General features: G+C 52.6%; 13 protein-coding genes and 1 tRNA gene. 2 read left to right on the top strand and 12 right to left on the bottom strand.

Features of this window, described 5'->3' with window-relative positions; all coding sequences use genetic code 11:
- Window positions 1–6: 6 nt before the first annotated feature.
- The 3 genes from coaE to polA form a co-directional block, all read right to left on the bottom strand.
- On the bottom strand, window positions 7–585 hold the full coding sequence (coaE, locus tag BLP47_RS06015; protein ID WP_157671542.1) for a dephospho-CoA kinase: 579 nt from the start codon (window positions 583–585) through the stop codon (window positions 7–9).
- Window positions 586–648: 63 nt separating this feature from the next.
- Complete coding sequence (gene rpsA, locus BLP47_RS06010) at window positions 649–2,112, bottom strand: 30S ribosomal protein S1 (protein WP_091853014.1); 1,464 nt, start codon at window positions 2,110–2,112, stop codon at window positions 649–651.
- Between the two features lie 123 nt (window positions 2,113–2,235).
- Window positions 2,236–4,929, bottom strand: coding sequence for a DNA polymerase I (gene polA / locus BLP47_RS06005; RefSeq protein ID WP_091851512.1), 2,694 nt, complete (start codon window positions 4,927–4,929; stop codon window positions 2,236–2,238).
- Between the two features lie 80 nt (window positions 4,930–5,009).
- Here polA and BLP47_RS06000 point away from each other — a divergent pair, with 80 nt between their 5' ends.
- Window positions 5,010–5,393, top strand: coding sequence for a PaaI family thioesterase (locus BLP47_RS06000; protein WP_091853010.1), 384 nt, complete (start codon window positions 5,010–5,012; stop codon window positions 5,391–5,393).
- 3 nt (window positions 5,394–5,396) lie between these two features.
- On the opposite strand, the gene BLP47_RS05995 is transcribed toward BLP47_RS06000, so the two are convergent.
- Window positions 5,397–5,975 (bottom strand): ANTAR domain-containing response regulator, encoded by a 579-nt coding sequence (locus tag BLP47_RS05995; RefSeq protein ID WP_091851508.1) that lies wholly within the window; start codon window positions 5,973–5,975, stop codon window positions 5,397–5,399.
- A gap of 55 nt (window positions 5,976–6,030) precedes the next feature.
- Between BLP47_RS05995 and BLP47_RS05990 the strand changes: the two genes are divergently transcribed.
- A tRNA-Leu gene (locus BLP47_RS05990) sits at window positions 6,031–6,111 on the top strand.
- Window positions 6,112–6,165: 54 nt separating this feature from the next.
- Here the strand turns inward: BLP47_RS05990 and pyk are convergent.
- Genes pyk through BLP47_RS05950 form a run of 8 tightly spaced genes read right to left on the bottom strand, consistent with a single transcriptional unit; the run spans window position 6,166 to window position 17,599 of the window.
- The gene (pyk, locus tag BLP47_RS05985) at window positions 6,166–7,608 is read right to left on the bottom strand and encodes a pyruvate kinase (protein ID WP_091851505.1); all 1,443 of its coding nucleotides are present in this window, start codon (window positions 7,606–7,608) and stop codon (window positions 6,166–6,168) included.
- Window positions 7,609–7,635: 27 nt separating this feature from the next.
- On the bottom strand, window positions 7,636–9,093 hold the full coding sequence (locus BLP47_RS05980) for a glutamate synthase subunit beta (RefSeq protein WP_091851501.1): 1,458 nt from the start codon (window positions 9,091–9,093) through the stop codon (window positions 7,636–7,638).
- A complete protein-coding gene (gene gltB, locus BLP47_RS05975; protein ID WP_091851499.1) occupies window positions 9,086–13,639 on the bottom strand; it encodes a glutamate synthase large subunit in 4,554 nt (1,517 codons plus the stop codon). Before gltB ends, BLP47_RS05980 begins: the two co-directional genes overlap by 8 nt.
- A 60-nt stretch (window positions 13,640–13,699) precedes the next feature.
- Window positions 13,700–14,605, bottom strand: a complete 906-nt coding sequence (gene lgt, locus BLP47_RS05970) for a prolipoprotein diacylglyceryl transferase (RefSeq protein WP_213083577.1) — start codon at window positions 14,603–14,605, stop codon at window positions 13,700–13,702.
- Between the two features lie 4 nt (window positions 14,606–14,609).
- Window positions 14,610–15,389 carry a tryptophan synthase subunit alpha gene (trpA, locus tag BLP47_RS05965; RefSeq protein ID WP_091851496.1) on the bottom strand — a complete coding sequence of 260 codons (780 nt, stop codon included), beginning with the start codon at window positions 15,387–15,389 and terminating at the stop codon, window positions 14,610–14,612.
- Window positions 15,386–16,591 (bottom strand): tryptophan synthase subunit beta, encoded by a 1,206-nt coding sequence (gene trpB, locus BLP47_RS05960; RefSeq protein WP_091851493.1) that lies wholly within the window; start codon window positions 16,589–16,591, stop codon window positions 15,386–15,388. The genes trpA and trpB overlap by 4 nt, the downstream gene beginning before the upstream one ends.
- A 10-nt stretch (window positions 16,592–16,601) precedes the next feature.
- A complete protein-coding gene (locus BLP47_RS05955) occupies window positions 16,602–17,375 on the bottom strand; it encodes an indole-3-glycerol-phosphate synthase (protein WP_249883297.1) in 774 nt (257 codons plus the stop codon).
- The gene (locus tag BLP47_RS05950; protein ID WP_091851490.1) at window positions 17,375–17,599 is read right to left on the bottom strand and encodes a DUF6704 family protein; all 225 of its coding nucleotides are present in this window, start codon (window positions 17,597–17,599) and stop codon (window positions 17,375–17,377) included. Before BLP47_RS05950 ends, BLP47_RS05955 begins: the two co-directional genes overlap by 1 nt.
- Between the last annotated feature and the right edge of the window lie 14 nt (window positions 17,600–17,613).

Genomic DNA, 17,613 nt, shown 5'->3' with positions numbered 1-17,613 from the left:
TTAACCCTATGCGCTCAAAGATGCGTAAATCACATCAGCCCGACTAATCAACTCCGGCAAGGAGCAATCCGAATTGATAACAAAATCAGCAATTGCTTCGCGCTCAGCATCGCTGGCTTGAGCATCAACTCTTAGACGGGCTTGCTCTACTGTCATTGCGCGAGTTTTGATAAGTCTCGTAATTCTGGTCTTTTCGCTGCAACTAATTGCGACAATTTTGTCAAAGCGCAGTTTCGATTGAGTCTCTACCATCAGAGGAATTGAATAAATGATGACCCCAGAAGTCGCGGCAACTCTTTTTGCTGCGAGCTCTTGGATCAGCGGATGAAGAATCGCTTCAACCTTTAGGCGAGCCACCTCATCCCCAAAAATCAGGGCAGCGAGAAGGCCGCGATCCAGTTCTCCGGTTGGCTGCAAAATTCCAGCACCAAATTCTTCGACTAGGAGAGTGAGGCCTTCACTTTCGGGCTCAACTGCCTCCCTGGCTAAAAGGTCCGCGTCTATTTCAGTCGCTCCCAATTCAACCCAGCGCCTGGCGACGGTGGATTTACCTGAACCGATCCCGCCGGTTAATCCGATAAGCACCCTCAAGGATAAAACGAAACCCGGGATGCTTTCGCATCCCGGGTCATCGATTTGAATTTTTCTTTAGGCCTTATCACCGGAGAGCTTGTCGCGCAAAGCGGCAAGCGACTCGTCGTCAGCCAGAGTTCCCTGGTCTGAAGCTGTTCCGGAGGACGCTGAGGCTTCCATGGATGGGGCTGGGGTTTCTGGCAAAGCAGCTAGGTGTGCTGCAGATTCCTTGGCCTGAACCTTGTGGAGTTCCCAGCGAGCATGGGCTTCGGCGTATTCTGCTTCCCACTTGGTGCGAGCTTCTTCGAAGCCTGCCTTCCATTCGCTGGTTGCAGGGTCAAAGCCCTCTGGGTAGCGGTACTGACCGTTTTCGTCATAGTCCGCACTCATTCCGTAGAGTACCGGGTTGAACTCGGTGCCCTGAGCATCCACTTCTTCAAGTGCCTGCTTTAGCGATAGGGAGATTCTACGACGCTCTAGGTCGATGTCGATTAGCTTCACAAAGACTTCCTGGTTCACGGAAACAACCTGGTCGGCGTGCTCAACATGTCTGGCCGAAAGTTCGGAGATGTGGACAAGTCCCTCGATGCCGTCAGCCACTCGAACAAATGCTCCGAACGGAACAATTTTGGTGACCTTGCCTGGGATGTACTGCCCAATCGCGTGGGTGCGAGCAAACAGCTGCCATGGGTCTTCCTGGGTTGCTTTGAGTGACAACGAAACGCGCTCGCGCTCCTGGTCTACCTCTAGAACCTCAACGGTAACCTCTTGACCAACTTCTACTACCTCGCTGGCGTGCTCGATGTGCTTCCAGCTCAACTCGGAGACGTGAACTAGACCGTCCACTCCACCTAGGTCAATGAACGCACCGAAGTTTACGATTGAGGAAACCACACCGGTACGAACTTGACCCTTTACTAGGTCATTCATGAAGGTGGTGCGGCTTGCACTTTGACTCTGCTCCAATAGGGCACGACGCGAAAGCACAACATTGTTCCGGTTCTTGTCTAGTTCTAGTATCTTGGCCTCAACCTCGGTGCCCAAATAGGGAGCAAGGTCGCGAACACGGCGTAGTTCAATCAGCGATGCTGGCAAGAAGCCGCGAAGTCCGATGTCAACAATGACACCGCCCTTCACGATTTCAATCACGGTACCGGTGACTACGCCATCGGCTTCCTTGATCTTCTCCACATCACCCCAAGCGCGCTCGTACTGTGCGCGCTTCTTGGACAAAATTAGTCGGCCTTCTTTATCTTCTTTTTGAAGAACAAGGGCCTCAATTGCATCGCCAACCTTGACGATGTCACTCGGGTTCGCATCCTGGCGGATGGAGAGCTCGCGGGATGGGATCACGCCTTCGGTTTTATAACCAACGTCTAGGAGGACCTCATCGCGATCAATCTTCACGACGATGCCGGAGATTAGGTCTCCATCGTTGAAAAACTTGAGAGTTGCTTCGACTGCGGCTAGAAATTCTTCTTTGGAGCCAATGTCGTTGACTGCTACCTGAACGGGTTTTGCAGTTGCTGTAGTTGCCATATTTAGATTACTTCTTCTTTTATTTACTCGGGTCGCGCCAAACCAAAGTTTCACCTATTAGTTTTGGCCCAACAAATGGACATAATCAATGCCGAAGGCACTTCCCAAAGCTTACTGGTTTTACTAGTGCCCTGCCAGTTCCCAGTTCGCCCCGACACCGATATGGACTTCTAGGGGAACGCTTAGTATCACGATGTCTCGCATGGTTTCGGTTGCCAGTTTCGTGAGGGTTTCGAGTTCGCCGGGGGCTACTGCAAACACCAATTCATCGTGAACCTGCAATAAAAGCTCGGACTTGAGTCCGCGAGCGTTCATTTCGTCGAAGACCTTGATCATGGCGAGCTTCATGACATCCGCCGCAGTTCCTTGAATCGGTGCGTTCAACGCCGCCCTACGGGCGTTCTCGCGCACCTGAAAGATCTTGGAGTTAAGATCGGGGAAAGGCCTTCTTCTGCCGTAAATTGTTGCCGTGTAGCCGAGTGCTTTAGCCCGCTGCACGACTTGGTCGAGATATGTCTTGACCCCGCCGAATCTAGCGAAGTAGTCGCTCATTAGCTGTTTAGCCTCGGCACCGGTAATCCGCAACTGTCTCCCGAGCCCAAACTCGCTGAGCCCGTACACCAGTCCGTAGCTCATCGCCTTGACTTTAGATCGCATACCAGCGTCGACTTCGCTTGGCTCAACTCCGTATATTCTTGAGCCGACAAAACTGTGCAGGTCCTCGCCGGCATTGAAGGCTTGGATTAATCCTTCATCTTCGGAAAGATGCGCCATAATCCGCATCTCAATCTGCGAGTAGTCGGCGGTGAGGAGAGTTTCAAAATCCTTACCCGCAATAAACGCACTGCGCAGCTTTTGACCTCGAACCGTCTTTATCGGAATGTTTTGCAGGTTTGGGTTTTCTGAAGAAAGCCTGCCGGTTGAAGTTCCGACCTGAGAATAACTGGTGTGAATTCTGCCATCTGGTTCGATTGCCTTCATTAGAGTTTCAGCGATTTGCTTTAGCTTGCTGGCATCCCGGTGTGCAAGAAGGCGCTCCAAAAATGGATGCTCGGTTTGTTCGAATAAAGTTGCCAGCGCCTCGGCGTTGGTCGAAAAGCCAGTTTTCACACTCCGAGTGCCCTGCATGCCGAGCTCTTCGAACAGCACTGCCTGGAGCTGCTTAGGAGAAGCGAGATTAACTTCGTGGCCGATGATTGAGTAGGCCTGGGCGGCGATTGCATTGACCTCCTCGGTGAGATCCTCGAATTGAGCCTGCAAAATACCTTTGTCAATCGCAATACCTCGCTGCTCCATTGCAGCTAGCACTCTGGAAGCGGGAATCTCGATATCTCGGTAGACCCCCAGGGCATCTTGGCCTTCGAGCTCTGGAATCATGACAGCCATCAGGCACGCGTAAATCCAAGCATCCAAGGATGGATCCGATTCGGCCAAAAGTTGATTTGCATCCTCGCGAATAATGTCGATGCCGGCATGGGTTCGAAGCATCGCATCGGGGTTTACATCTTTTGCGACCGGATCATTTAGATAGCAAGCCAGTAGGGCATCGTCTGAAACTTGACCCAGTTTCAATCCGATGGCATTAAGTCTTCTGGAAAGACCCTTGGAGTCCCAAGCGCTGAAGCCGCCACTTTCGATGAGCACGATAAGTCCGGCCGTATCCTGACCGTCCCAGGTGAACCGCGCATCTTTGGTGGCAACTCCGCAGCCAACAATCTTGGACTCGGCAATCTCTATCGAAATAGCCGCGCCACCCGATTGAATAAGGTTCAACAGTGTCTCAAGATTTGCAACTTGGGCTTTTGGCGGCTCGGTGGGAAGATCAATTACCGACCTTTTGGCCGCGACGGCAGTTGATTGGGCTGAGTCCATGGCCGGATTGCTATCAGGTTCAATTTCAGCGCGTATCGCGTTGTGTTGAGACCCGTTTGAGCCGCGTAGTTTGAGAACTCGAGTCAAAAGGGTGCGGAACGACAATTTAGCAAAGACCTCTTGCAGCGCTGACTCATTAACTGGGCCGAGCTTGAGATCTTCGATTGAAAAATCAAATTCAAGGTCAGTCAATAGGTGGTTTAGCCTGCGGTTTCTAACCGCCAGTTCTTGGTGTTCTCTGAGGCTCTCGCCGACTTTGCCCGGGATCTCTGATGCGTGCTCGAGGATCGCGGTGAGTGATCCGAATTGCTGAATCCACTTGGCAGCGGTTTTGGGTCCGACCCCTGGGATGCCTTTCAGGTTGTCACTGGTCTCCCCCACCAATGCCGCTAATTCCGGGTACTGAATAGCGTGGACGCCGTATTTCTCATAAACGGCCGTGTCATTCATTCTCGCTAGGTTCATCACACCCTTAACGGGGTATAGAACGGTGACTGTTTCGCGAATCAGCTGAAAGGTGTCTCGGTCTCCAGAAACTACAAGTACATTCATGCCTGCTTGCTCGCCTTGAAAGGCCAGAGATGCCAGCAAATCATCAGCCTCAAAATTTTGCCTTGAGACCGAACTGATGTTCATGGCGTTTAGCGCCTCGACCAAGAGCTCGGTTTGACCGAGAAATTCCTCTGGCGTCTCACCCCTAGTGCCCTTATATTCAGGAAGCTCGATAGTTCTGAAGCTCTCTCGAGACACGTCGAACGCCACACAAAGGTGAGTGGGTTTTTCGAGCTCAAGGATGTTTAGCATCATCGAGATAAAGCCGTGCACAGCGTTGGTGTGCTGGCCTTGCGCATTCTTGAAGTTATCTGGACTAAGGGCGTAAAAGGCCCGAAACGCTAGTGAATGACCATCAATTAGCAAAAGAGTAGGCTTTTGTAGGGAACTCATGCCCGCAAGCCTACTTCGCCAAGGAGCCAATCATCGTGACTAACAAAGACGTTCCAGCCTCCTCAAACGCCTACGAGCTCATGAAACAGCGCGGCCTCGGCCCGCTGGCCGAAAAAATGGGAATTGTGCTAATCGAACTCAGCGCCGAAAAGGCCGTCGCGACCATGCCGGTTTTGGGTAATACGCAGCCGATTGGTTTATTGCACGGCGGCGCTCACGTGGTGTTGGCTGAATCACTCGGAAGCTTTGCAGCCAATGTTCACGCGCATCCCTGGGGATTTGCGGTGGGTATTGAGCTAAATGCTTCGCATCACTCTGCCATCTCGGAGGGGCTGGTCACCGGCACCTGCACCGCCGTGAAGTTAGGGAAAACCCTCACCACCCACGAAATCAAAATGACTGATGAGGCCGGGAAGCTCTTATCCACCGTGCGCATCACAAACTACCTGAGACCGAAAGTCTAAAAACTACTTTTCGCCCAGCTGCTCAATAACGGTTTTAGCAACCTGAGCCATAGTCAGGCGGCGATCCATTGACGCCTTTTGAATCCAGCGGAAAGCATCCGGCTCACTGAGCTGCATCTTGCCCTGCAGGAGACCCTTGGCTCTATCCATGAGCTTTCGAGTTTCTAATCTCTCGTTAAGATCAGTAACTTCAGCTTCCAACGACAGCAGTTCTTCATGCCTGGAGAGTGCCATTTGAATTGCCGGGAGCAAATCCGCCGGCTTAAAGGGTTTGGTGACATAGGCCATCGCTCCGGCCGTTGCGGCACGTGCGACCAGATCCGATTGAGAAAAAGCGGTCAGCAGAACGACGGGAATCTTTAGCTCGGCTATTTTTTCGGCTGCACTAATCCCGTCAAGTTTTGGCATTTTGATGTCCATTACAACTAAATCGGGCTCCAACTCGGTTGCCAAACGAATGGCTTCCTCGCCATCGGCACCTTCGCCAATCACCTCGTAACCAGCCTCCTGCAAGGTGGCCACCACATCCATGCGGATCAGACTCTCGTCTTCAATGACTATTACTCTCAGTGGCTCTTGCATGTGCCTACTTTATCTTGCCGCACCTGCGAATCCAGTAGAGTATCCAAGGTAACAAGCCGGAGTGGCGGAATGGTAGACGCGACGCACTCAAAATGCGTTGTCTTAGGGCGTGTGGGTTCGACTCCCATCTCCGGTACAAAAAAAGTGGCGATGGATGATTCCACCGCCACTTTTTATTGGTTAAGCCTATTTAGCTCGCGTAACCCGGAGCTGCCTGATTAACGGCGTCCCCAACTCGGTGAACGCGCAAACTGTTGGTTGAACCCGGTATTCCAGGAGGTGAACCGGCAACGATTACAACCTCGTCGCCGACCCGACACTTGCCCGAGGCCAGAACAATCTCATCTACCTGCTTGATCATGTCGTCGGTGTGCTTTACAGGGTCCGCCTTGAAGGTGGTTGCTCCCCAAACTAGCGACATCTGGCGGCGGACCTCTTCGTTTGGTGTGAAGGCGAGGATTGGAATTCGAGAACGGAGCCTTGAGACGCGCTTGAGCGTATCTCCCGACTCGGTGAAAACGCACACGTACTTGGATCCCAAAAGCTCTGCAATGTCCATTGCAGCCCTAACTACGGCCCCCGAATGGGTGTGCGGCTTGGTGCCCAACTGAGGAATTCGCTCAAGGCCATTTTCCTCGGTGGATTCAATAATTTTTGCCATTACTTTGACGGTTTCTAGAGGGAATTCACCAATCGAGGTCTCACCCGAAAGCATCAGGGCATCGGCACCGTCTAGCACTGCGTTTGCCACATCCGAGGTCTCGGCACGCGTCGGTCGAGATGCAGTAATCATGCTCTCTAGCATTTGGGTTGCCACTATGACCGGCTTTGCCCAGCGTCTTGCGAGCTCAACGGCACGCTTTTGCACAAGCGGCACCTGCTCCAAGGGAAGCTCAACACCCAGGTCACCTCGGGCTACCATCACGCCATCGAATGCATCGATAATTTCTTCTAGGGCTGCAACCGCCTGAGGCTTTTCGATCTTTGCAATAACCGGCAAGAAGGTTCCCTCTTCGGCCATGATCTCGTGAACGCGAACTATGTCTTTTGCATTTCTTACGAAACTCAAGGCAATCATGTCAGCGCCGAGCTTCAGGGCCCAGCGAAGGTCGTCCTCGTCCTTTTCACTTAGCGCCGGCACGTTTACCGCAACGCCTGGAAGGTTGATTCCCTTGTTATTCGAAACCTGTCCACCAACTTCAACTATGCAGGTGACGGTAGTGGCATCTACCGCTGTGGCTCGAAGCCCGATTCTGCCATCGTCTATCAACAGCTCGTCACCGGGCTTCACGTCTCCGACCAAGCCTTTATAGGTGGTGGAGCAAATGTTCACGTCGCCCAAAATGTCATCAATGGTGATTTTGAAGGTGGCACCGTTTGCCAAAAACACCTTATCTTCGGCAAATTTTCCAAGCCGAATCTTTGGACCTTGAAGGTCTACCAAGATACCCACGGGCTTATTTAGATCGGTTGCGGCTTCGCGTATGGTCGCATAGACAGCCTCGTGGACCGCGTGACTGCCGTGGCTAAGGTTTAGTCTGCCAATGTCAACCCCAGCCTCAATAATTGCCCTTGCCATTTCGTAATCTGCAACTGCCGGGCCAAACGTGGCCACAATTTTCGCGCGTCTCATCTTGCGTATTACTACCTATTCTTAGATTTAGCTGTAGACCGAAATTGGCCTATCAGTGGGCTTCACCGGAAACGGAAGCTCTGTCTCACCTTCGAGATACTCATCAATCGCGGCGGCGGCGGCGCGACCCTCTGCTATGGCCCAAACGATTAGTGATTGCCCACGACCTGCGTCACCAGCAACAAACAATCCATCTACGACCTTATATCGGTTATCCCTGGCAACATTACCTTTAGTGTCAAGCGGTGCTTGTAACTGTTCGGAAATGCTTGCCGTCTCGGGACCCACAAAGCCTAGGGCTAAAAACACCAAGTCCGCCGGGATGACATGCTCTGTTCCGGGTTTTGGAAGCCTTTTTCCGTCGATAAATTCGGTTTCGGCGACCTTTATGCCAATAACGTGGCCATTTTCGCCGATGAACTCGACCGTTGATTGCTTATAGAGCCGCTCGCCAAATTCCTCGTGGGCACTTGTAACTTCGAAGAGATTAGCGACCATTGGCCAGGGTTGATTCTCTCCTCGCTCATCACCGGGTTGGTTTCCAATTGCAAGCGTGTTGACGCTCAGGGCACCCTGCCGAGTGGCGGTGCCAAGACAGTCAGCCCCGGTGTCGCCGGCTCCCAGAATGACCACATGCTTGCCATCGGCGCTTAGCTGCTCAGTTACGGTGTCCCCCGCAACTGTTTTATTGGACTGAACCAAGTAATCCATTGCGTAGTGAACACCTATGAGCTCCCTACCAGGAACCATAAGATTTCTGGGAACCATCGCCCCGGTGGCAATCAGGACCGAGTCGTAGCGTCTTTGAAGGTCACTCCAGCTGATGTCAACTCCGATGTCTACTCCGGTTCTAAACCGGGTGCCCTCCGCCTCCATCTGGGCAATTCGTCTATCAATATGAGATTTCTCCATTTTGAAATCTGGAATCCCGTACCGAAGCAATCCACCAATTCGGTCATCTCTTTCAAATACTGCAACCGTGTGTCCGGCTCTTGTTAGCTGCTGCGCAGCCGCGAGCCCTGCAGGTCCAGAACCCACCACGGCGACGGTTTTTCCGGTGAGTCGCTCTGGGATCGAAGGGAGCACGAATCCAGCATCAAAGGCATCGTTAATGATGGAAACTTCGATCTCTTTGATGGTTACCGCGGGTTGACTGATGTTCAAAACGCAGGCACTTTCACAAGGCGCAGGGCAAAGACGACCCGTGAACTCGGGGAAGTTGTTCGTGGCATGCAACCTATCGATCGCTTCCTTATTGCGCCCTCGGTGAGTCAGGTCGTTCCACTCCGGAATCAGGTTACCCAGCGGGCAGCCGGCGTGGCAAAAAGGAATTCCACAATCCATACAGCGGCTCGCTTGCTCCTTGATAACCCCACTGGAGCGCTCTTCGTAAACCTCTTTCCAATCCCTAATCCGCACTGAAACCGGTCTCCGAACGGCCGTTTCGCGATCGGTAATCTTCATAAAGCCTCTTGGGTCAGCCACGAGTCACCTCCAGTATCTTGGTCCAGACTTCTTCGCCATCAAGCTCAAGGCCATCAACCGAAGCATTTATTTGAATCTGCCTGACTGCCGCATAATCCCTTGGCATGACCCGAACAAAATTCTTGATCTCCTCATCAAAGTCGATCAGCATCTTTTGGGCCAAAACAGACTCAGTATTTTCGATGTGCTGCTCCAGAAGATCTCTAAGATCAGCTACGTCATCGCCTTCTAGTTTTGACATTTGCAGCTCCCCGGACTGAAGGGCTTCTCGATTGACTTTTGTTTCTGAGAGTCGGTAGACATAGGCCACTCCACCAGACATTCCCGCCCCGAGGTTTATCCCGGTGCGGCCCAGGATCAAGACTTTACCGCCAGTCATGTACTCCAGGGCGTGGTCTCCAACCCCTTCTACCACAGCGGTGGCACCAGAGTTTCGAACCATAAAACGCTCACCCACGATGCCGTTTAGGTATATCTCACCCGAGGTGGCGCCGTAGCCAATAACGTTTCCAGCAATCACGTTCTCCTGGGCCTGGAAACCAGCATTACGAGATGGTCGCGCGCTAATTCGACCACCAGAAAGACCCTTGCCAACATAATCGTTGCAGTCACCTTCTACTGAGATCGAAATGCCCCTTGGGATGAACGCCCCGAGTGATTGGCCTGCAGAGCCAGTGAGCGTGAGCTTCAAGGTTCCAGGATCTAGACCCTCTTCCCCAAAGCGTTTGGTGAGTTCGTTGCCCAGCATCGCCCCGATGGCTTGATTCGTGTTGTTAATGTTCCTAATGATTTCCACCGGCTTGCCGTTTTTCAGCGCTTCCGAAGTTTCTTCTATTAATGGAAAGTCAAAGTGCTCTTCGAGCTGGTGATCCTGGGTGGTCTTGCTGCTTAGGTTTTGGTTTACGCCCAGTTCCTTGCCGGCAAAAATCGGCGAAAGGTCAAGCCCATCACCTTTCCAGTGACTGATTGCCCGATTGGCATCAAGAAGCTCAACGTGGCCAATAGCTTCTTCAAGAGTCCTAAAGCCGAGTTCAGCGAGGTGTTCTCTTACTTCCTGAGCTAGAAATTCGAAGAAATTAACTATGTGCTCGGCCTGGCCCGTGAAGCGTTCACGAAGTTCTGGGTTTTGAGTCGCAACCCCCACCGGACAGGTGTCAAGATGACACACCCGCATTAGTATGCAGCCGCTAACTACGAGCGGGGCAGTTGCAAAGCCATATTCTTCGGCGCCCAGAAGTGCCGCGATGACTACATCGCGACCAGTCTTCATGGAGCCATCAACCTGAACGACAATCCGGTCTCGAAGGCCGTTGACCAAGAGGGTTTGCTGAGCCTCTGCGAGGCCGAGCTCCCAGGGTGTGCCGGCATGTTTGAGCGAGTTGAGTGGGCTCGCCCCTGTTCCGCCATCGTGTCCAGAAATCAAAACGACATCGGCTTTGGTCTTAGCCACTCCCGCGGCAACCGTGCCAACACCGAACTGGCTGACCAGTTTCACGTGGATTCGCGCTTCACGGTTTGCACGCTTCAGGTCAAAGATTAATTGCTTGAGGTCTTCAATCGAATAAATGTCGTGGTGCGGCGGAGGTGAAATAAGACCTACCCCCGGGGTGGAGTGTCTCAGATCCGCAATCCATGGGTACACCTTATTTGGCGGCAACTGGCCACCTTCACCCGGCTTGGCTCCCTGCGCCATTTTGATCTGAATGTCATCCGCGTGAGTCAAGTACATCGATGTCACACCAAAACGGCCCGAAGCAACCTGTTTCACCTTGCTGCGACGCTGGGGGTCCAGGAGTCGCTCAACCGACTCACCGCCTTCTCCGGTGTTACTCCTGGCGCCAATGCTGTTCATTGCAATAGCGAGCACCTCGTGAGCCTCCGGTGAAATTGAACCCATTGACATGGCTCCAGTGGAAAAGCGCTTCACAATGCTCGATACCGACTCGACTTCAGAAATTGAAACCGCAGGCCTCATTCCAATGTTAAATTTGAACAGTCCCCGGATGGTCATTAGCCGCTCCGACTGATCGTCGACTGCACGCGTATATTCCTTGAATATGTCGTATCTCTTGGCCTTGGTAGAGTGCTGCAATTTGAAAATTGTCTCTGGGTTAAATAAGTGTGGCGGTCCATCTCTGCGCCACTTCATCTCACCGCCGACCTCAAGTGGTAAGTGGATTCGGCTTGCGCCCTCAACCGGGTAAGCGGCTAGGTGCCTCTTCTCGATCTCGGTGTGAAGTATCTCAAGTCCCACTCCCCCGAGCTTGGTGATAGTGCCGGTGAAATAAGTGTCCACCAGCTCTTGGCTAAGCCCAATGGCCTCGAAGCATTGCGCACCCGAATAGGAAGAGACGGTTGAAATCCCCATCTTGGACATGACTTTTAGAACACCCTTACCCAAGGCCTTGACCATGTTTTTGCTGCTTTGCTCCTGGGTAATGCCTTCGATGAGACCCTTCGCCACCATGTCTTCTGCGGTTTCTAAGGCCAGATATGGATTCACGGCTGAAGCGCCATAACCAATCAGTGAGGCAACGTGGTGAACGTCTCGCGCGTCACCAGATTCAATAACCAGCCCGGCTCTTGTTCTTGTGCCATTACGAATTAGATGGTGGTGAATCGCTGAGCAAAATAGCAATGAGGGAATTGGCGCCAGCTCACGGTTTGAATTTCGATCCGAGAGCACAATAAAGGTGGCACCGGCGGCGAGTGCCTCATCGGCCTCAAGGAACATTTCATCGAGTCGCGTTTTTAGGGCTTGAGCACCATCATCCACTCGGTATAAGCAGGATATCGTGACGGCTTTGCCAATGTTATTGGCACGATCGATGTGCTTGATTTTGGCCAGCTCATCATTGTTGAGGATTGGGAAGTCCAACACCATTTGCTTTGCATGCTGGGGAGTCGCGCTCAATAAGTTCAAAACTGGACCAATGGCCGTAGACATCGAGGTGACAACCTCCTCGCGAATGGCGTCTAGCGGAGGATTCGTAACCTGAGCGAATTGCTGGGTGAAATAGTCAAAGAGCAATCTCGGCCGGTCTGAGATTGCGGCAATCGGGGTGTCGGTACCCATTGCTCCTAGAGGCTCCTGGCCGGCCCGCGCCATTGGCGCGATGAACTCTTTAAGGTCCTCTTCGGTATAACCAAAAGCGCGTTGGCGACGGTTGACCGATGCGGAAGAATATCTAATGTGTTCGCGCTCAGGAAGGTCTCTGAGGTTGATCATTTCGGCTTTCAGCCACTTACCCCAAGGCTCAATCGCTGCAACCTCACTCTTGATTTGCTCATCTTCGATGATTGTGCCACTTGCAGTGTCTATCAGGAACATTTTCCCGGGCTGCAATCTGCCCTTTCGAACAATCCGCTCCGGGGCTATGTCCGCCACTCCGATTTCGCTGGCCAAAATCACAAAACCATCGTCAGTGACCACGAACCTACCCGGCCGAAGTCCATTTCTATCGAGGGTTGCTCCCACCAGAGTTCCGTCGGTAAAGATAACTGCCGCCGGACCATCCCAGGGCTCCATTATCAGACTGTGATACTCGAAGAAATCTCGAAGGCCTGGATCCATGTCTAGTTGGTTTTCCCAAGCGCCGGGAATCATCATCATCATGGCGTGCGGGAGGGATCTACCAGAGAGCACCAAAAGCTCCAAGACCTCATCGAAGGTCGCCGAATCGGATGCGCCACCAGAAACAATTGGCTTCAGTTGTTCAATGTCACCGAGCAGTTCGCTCTGAAGCTGAGACTCCCTGGCTCGCATCCAGTTCGCGTTGCCCTTGACCGTATTGATTTCGCCGTTATGGGCGATGAATCTAAACGGGTGCGCGAGCGGCCAAGATGGGAAAGTGTTTGTGGAAAAACGCGAATGAACTAGCGCTAACTGAGACTCAAATCTCTCATCCGACAGGTCAGCATAAAACGGCTCCAATTGCAAGGTTGTCACCATGCCCTTATAGATAAGTGTCCTCATCGAAAGCGATGGGTGATAGATCCCGATTTCTCGCTCACTGCGCTTGCGCAATCGAAATAACATTCGCTCGAGCTCGAGGCCCGCAGAGTGATCTTTAGCGGCCAGAAATACCTGTTCAATTAGGGGCATCGCATTTCTCGCGAGTTCCCCTAGCACTTCTGGCCTTGTGGGAGGCGTTCTCCAGCCGAGGACGATTAGCCCCTCGGTTTCGGCCAATTGCTCGAATCTCTTTTTATCCTCGGGCATCGAGTCTTGTTCAAAAAAGACCATGCCAGCTCCGTAAGAGCCGCTTTCTGGCAACTCAAAATCCACAACTCCCCGAAAGAATCGATCCGGCAGCTGGGTCAAGATTCCGGCCCCATCACCGGTGCCCTCATCGGAGCCCACTGCGCCACGATGCTCAAGGTTTCGGAGTGAAGATAAAGCCATCTGGACGATGTCGTGTCCGGGCGTGCCGCGCAAGGTGGCAACCATGGCGAGACCGCAGGCGTCTTTCGAATCAGCTGGGTCATAGAGGCCATGGGCGGCAGGAGCAGAGTTGAACCTTAGGAAAGGACTCAAGCGGGTCATGCGTTCTCCAATCGAAAATGAATTTTCAATCAGGACTTCTTTGGCCCGAAATGTGATGTTTTAGGTGGCCTTTGTTGACTCAACTTCAGGCTCGGGTGGATTGGATTCGTTTGGGTCCTGAACAGGTTCTCTGCCTTTGGACCAAACTGAAGGCTCAGCGCCGGGGTGACGGCGAGTCTGAACCAGGTAAATAATAATACCTATCGCAATGCCGATCAGCGCCGACCAGACATTTACTCGAAGACCAAGAATAATCTCACTCGGGTCAATTCGGATACTTTCTATCCAAACTCTTCCAGTCGAGTAAATAACAATGTAAAGCGCGAAGACCTTCCCCCACTGCAGCGAAAGTTTCCTTGCGAGAATCAAAAGCAGTGCGGCACCTGCAAAGTTCCAAATCATTTCGTAAAGGAAAGTCGGGTGAAAGGTGAGTCCTTCCGGTAGGCCGTTTGGATAAGCCCGGTTGTCTATCGATATTTCAAGGCCCCATGGAAGTGTGGTGGGAAGTCCGAACAGCTCATTATTAAAGTAATTACCGAGTCTTCCAAGGCCCTGGGCGATTAATATTCCGGGGGCCGCTGCATCCATCACGGCCCAAAAGCGAAGCCCAAGCTGTCTGGTCCCTATGAAAGCACCCACGGCACCAAAAATAAGGGCCCCGTAGATGGCTAGACCACCCTCCCAGATTCGAAAGACAGCTAGTAAGTCGGCCCCCTCGAAAAAATAGTCTCTCGGGTGCGTGATGACATGGAAAAAGCGCCCACCCAGGATTCCAAGCGGCACTGCCCAGAGCGCGATGTCTAAAAAGGCTCCGCGGGCTGCGCCACGAGAGTGCAATTTAGCATCTGCCAAGAGGCTCCCGATGACTATTCCGGCAAGGATAAACAAAGCGTAAAAGTGAATACGGACGGGCCCTAGGTCAAAGTAGCTGACATCTGGGGACGGGATACTCAGAAGAATTTGCACTCGTTTATCCTAGACCGCTGGCAAGTTCTTTTGTTTTTTGGGCTAGTGCCAGAAGTCCACCGGTGGCAAATGCATTTACAAAAGCGGTTCCCACAATCGCCCCATTGGCGTAGCTATTCACTTCCCTGACCTGAGCCGCGGTTGAGATGCCGACACCCACACAAGTTGGTACTGAACCGAGTTGCTTAACCCTGGAGGTGAGGGACTTGGCTATGTCATCTAGGTTCGCTCGCTCCCCGGTTATGCCCATGGTGGAGACCGAGTAGACGAAGCCACTCGAAGCGGCTGAGGTGGACTCGATTCTAAGATCGGAAGAGGAGGGGGCGACAAGAAACACCCGGTCCAACTCCAGCTTCTCAGAAACCTCAATCCAGCTGCTGGCCTCATCCGGGATTAGGTCCGGAGTGATAATCCCTTGAGCGCCAGCTTGCTTGAGTTGACCGGCGAAATCTTCGACCCCAAAGCGCATAATTGGGTTCCAGTAACTCATCACCAAAATTGGGGTCTCGACCTCTTCGCGAACTCGCCGAATCACATCGAAGAGCTGCTTGAGCCTAAAACCGTTTTCAAGAGCCTTTTCGGTAGCTTTCTGAATCACAATTCCGTCCATTACGGGATCGGAGTACGGAACCCCTATTTCCAGGACGTCGCAACCATTTTTGGCCATCGCTATTAGTGCGGCAACCGACTCATCCACCGTTGGAAAACCGGCTGGAAAATATCCGATTAGGGAGCCCCTGCTTGATGCGGTATTAGCTTCTAGAAGCTGTGAAATCTTGCTCATTTATCTCCTAATAAGCCAAAATAACGACCCGCGGTCTCCATGTCCTTATCGCCGCGACCCGAGAGATTTATCAAAATGCTTGAACCCTTTGGCAAGACTTCGGCGAGTTTTGCAATCCCCGCTAGCGCGTGGGCAGTTTCAATCGCTGGGATGATTCCCTCGGTTTGGGACAAAAGTCGCATCGCATTCATGGCCTGGGCATCCGTAATTCCAAAGTAATTAGCTCTTCCCAGATCTTTGAGCCAAGAGTGTTCCGGCCCTACACCCGGATAGTCCAAACCTGCGGAGATCGAATGCGAGTCCATGGTCTGACCGTCTTCATCTTGCAAGAGATAGCTTCTTGCACCGTGTAAGACGCCAGGGGTGCCCATCGACAGGGTCGCTGAGTGCTGCGGGGTGTCAATGCCATCCCCTGCCGCCTCAAAGCCCCAGAGTGAAACATCAGGATCATCTAAGAATGCGTGGAAGATTCCAATTGCATTAGACCCGCCGCCGACGCAGGCCGCTACAACATCTGGCAGCTTGCCAGTTAGCTCGAGCATCTGAGCCCGCGCCTCATTTCCTATTACGGAGTGGAAATCCCGCACCATGGTTGGAAAAGGATGGGGGCCGGCAACGGTTCCCAAAAGGTAGTGAGTGGTATCGACATTTGCCACCCAGTCCCTGAGGGCCTCATTAATGGCATCCTTGAGAGTCCTTGAGCCCGTTGTAACTGGGATCACTTCGGCTCCTAAGAGCTTCATGCGGGCGACATTTAGGGCCTGACGTTGGGTGTCAACCTCGCCCATGTAAACCACGCAGTCAAGATCGAAATAAGCGGCAGCAGTGGCGCTAGCCACCCCGTGCTGACCGGCACCAGTTTCGGCAATGATCCGCTTTTTGCCCATGCGCTTGGCCAACAGCGCCTGACCCATTACGTTGTTAATTTTGTGACTGCCGGTGTGGTTAAGGTCTTCGCGTTTTAGGAAAACTCTTAGGTCACCAAACTCTTTAGCAAATCTTGGCGCCTCGGTAATTATTGAAGGGCGGCCGGTGTAGTTCTTGTGCAAATCCGCAAGTTCCAGAGCAAAACTTGGGTCGGCTTTGGCTGCCAGGTAGGTGGCTTCTAGCTCATCTAGAGCGGCAATGAGTGGTTCCGGCACAAACCTGCCACCGTACTCGCCAAAATATGGACCCGTTTGATCGCCTAGCAGATTTGTCATGCGCTAAATCTTACGTAACGGAAGTGAACTGGGGGATCAAAATCTCGGGATTGCCTGTCACTAGTGCCTCGCCGACCAAAACGACATCTGCTCCGGCACTGCGGTAACGTTCGACATCGGAAACCGTTTTCACCGAGGACTCGGCCACCCGAATCACCGTTTTAGGCAGTAGCTGCGCCATTCGCTCATAAAGCGAGAGGTCTTGCACGAAAGTCTCAAGGTCTCGAGTGTTGATGCCGATGAGTTTTGCGTTCGCGCTCAGCGCAGTCTCAATCTCTTTTTCACTATGAGTTTCCACGAGCACCGCCATCTCCAAAGATTCGGCGAAGGCGTGCAACATCTTGTACCTTTCCGGACTTAGCCAGGCCAGAATCAAGAGCACGAAATCGGCGCCCGCCGCTCTGGCTTCAAGAATTTGATACTCCGAGGAAATAAAGTCCTTGCGCAAAATCGGAATCTGCACCCTGAGCTTGACCTCTTCGAGATCTTTCATTGATCCACCAAAACCGGATTCCTCAGTCAATACCGAGATCGCGTGAGCGCCAGCCAGCTGGTACCGCTTTGCCAATTCGCCAGCATCTGGGATTTCGGCAAGAAAACCCTTCGAAGGGCTTCGCCGTTTGATTTCTGCGATTAGTTTGATTGTTGGGCCGGGGGAAAGAATTTTGAGGGTATCCAAGGGCCTCGGCAGCTCTTGGATAGCTAGCGCCACCCGGGCCGGAGAAACCCGATCCATGCGTCGTTCAGAAGCCAGCAGGGCCTGGGCAAATAGGTTATCGAGCACTAGTGATTTTTATTTTTTTGACCAGATACGCCGTACCCTCTGGTGCGAAGCACTATTCCAACAACCGGACCCAGGGCAGCAACTGCCGCGGATGCCCAAACTACTTCGGGAATGTCCAGGTAGAAAAAAAGAGTCCCAACGCAAAATGCGAACAAGATGATTGTTACCGTTACCCAAGCTGCAATTGAGTTACCGTGGCCTGGATCTGCACCCTTATAAGTCATCTGAGTTCTCCTTT

The organism is Candidatus Aquiluna sp. UB-MaderosW2red (assembly GCF_900100865.1).
Classification (GTDB): domain Bacteria; phylum Actinomycetota; class Actinomycetes; order Actinomycetales; family Microbacteriaceae; genus Aquiluna.
Note: the sequence above shows the minus strand (reverse complement) of the source record. Positions and strands in the feature narration are given on the sequence as shown.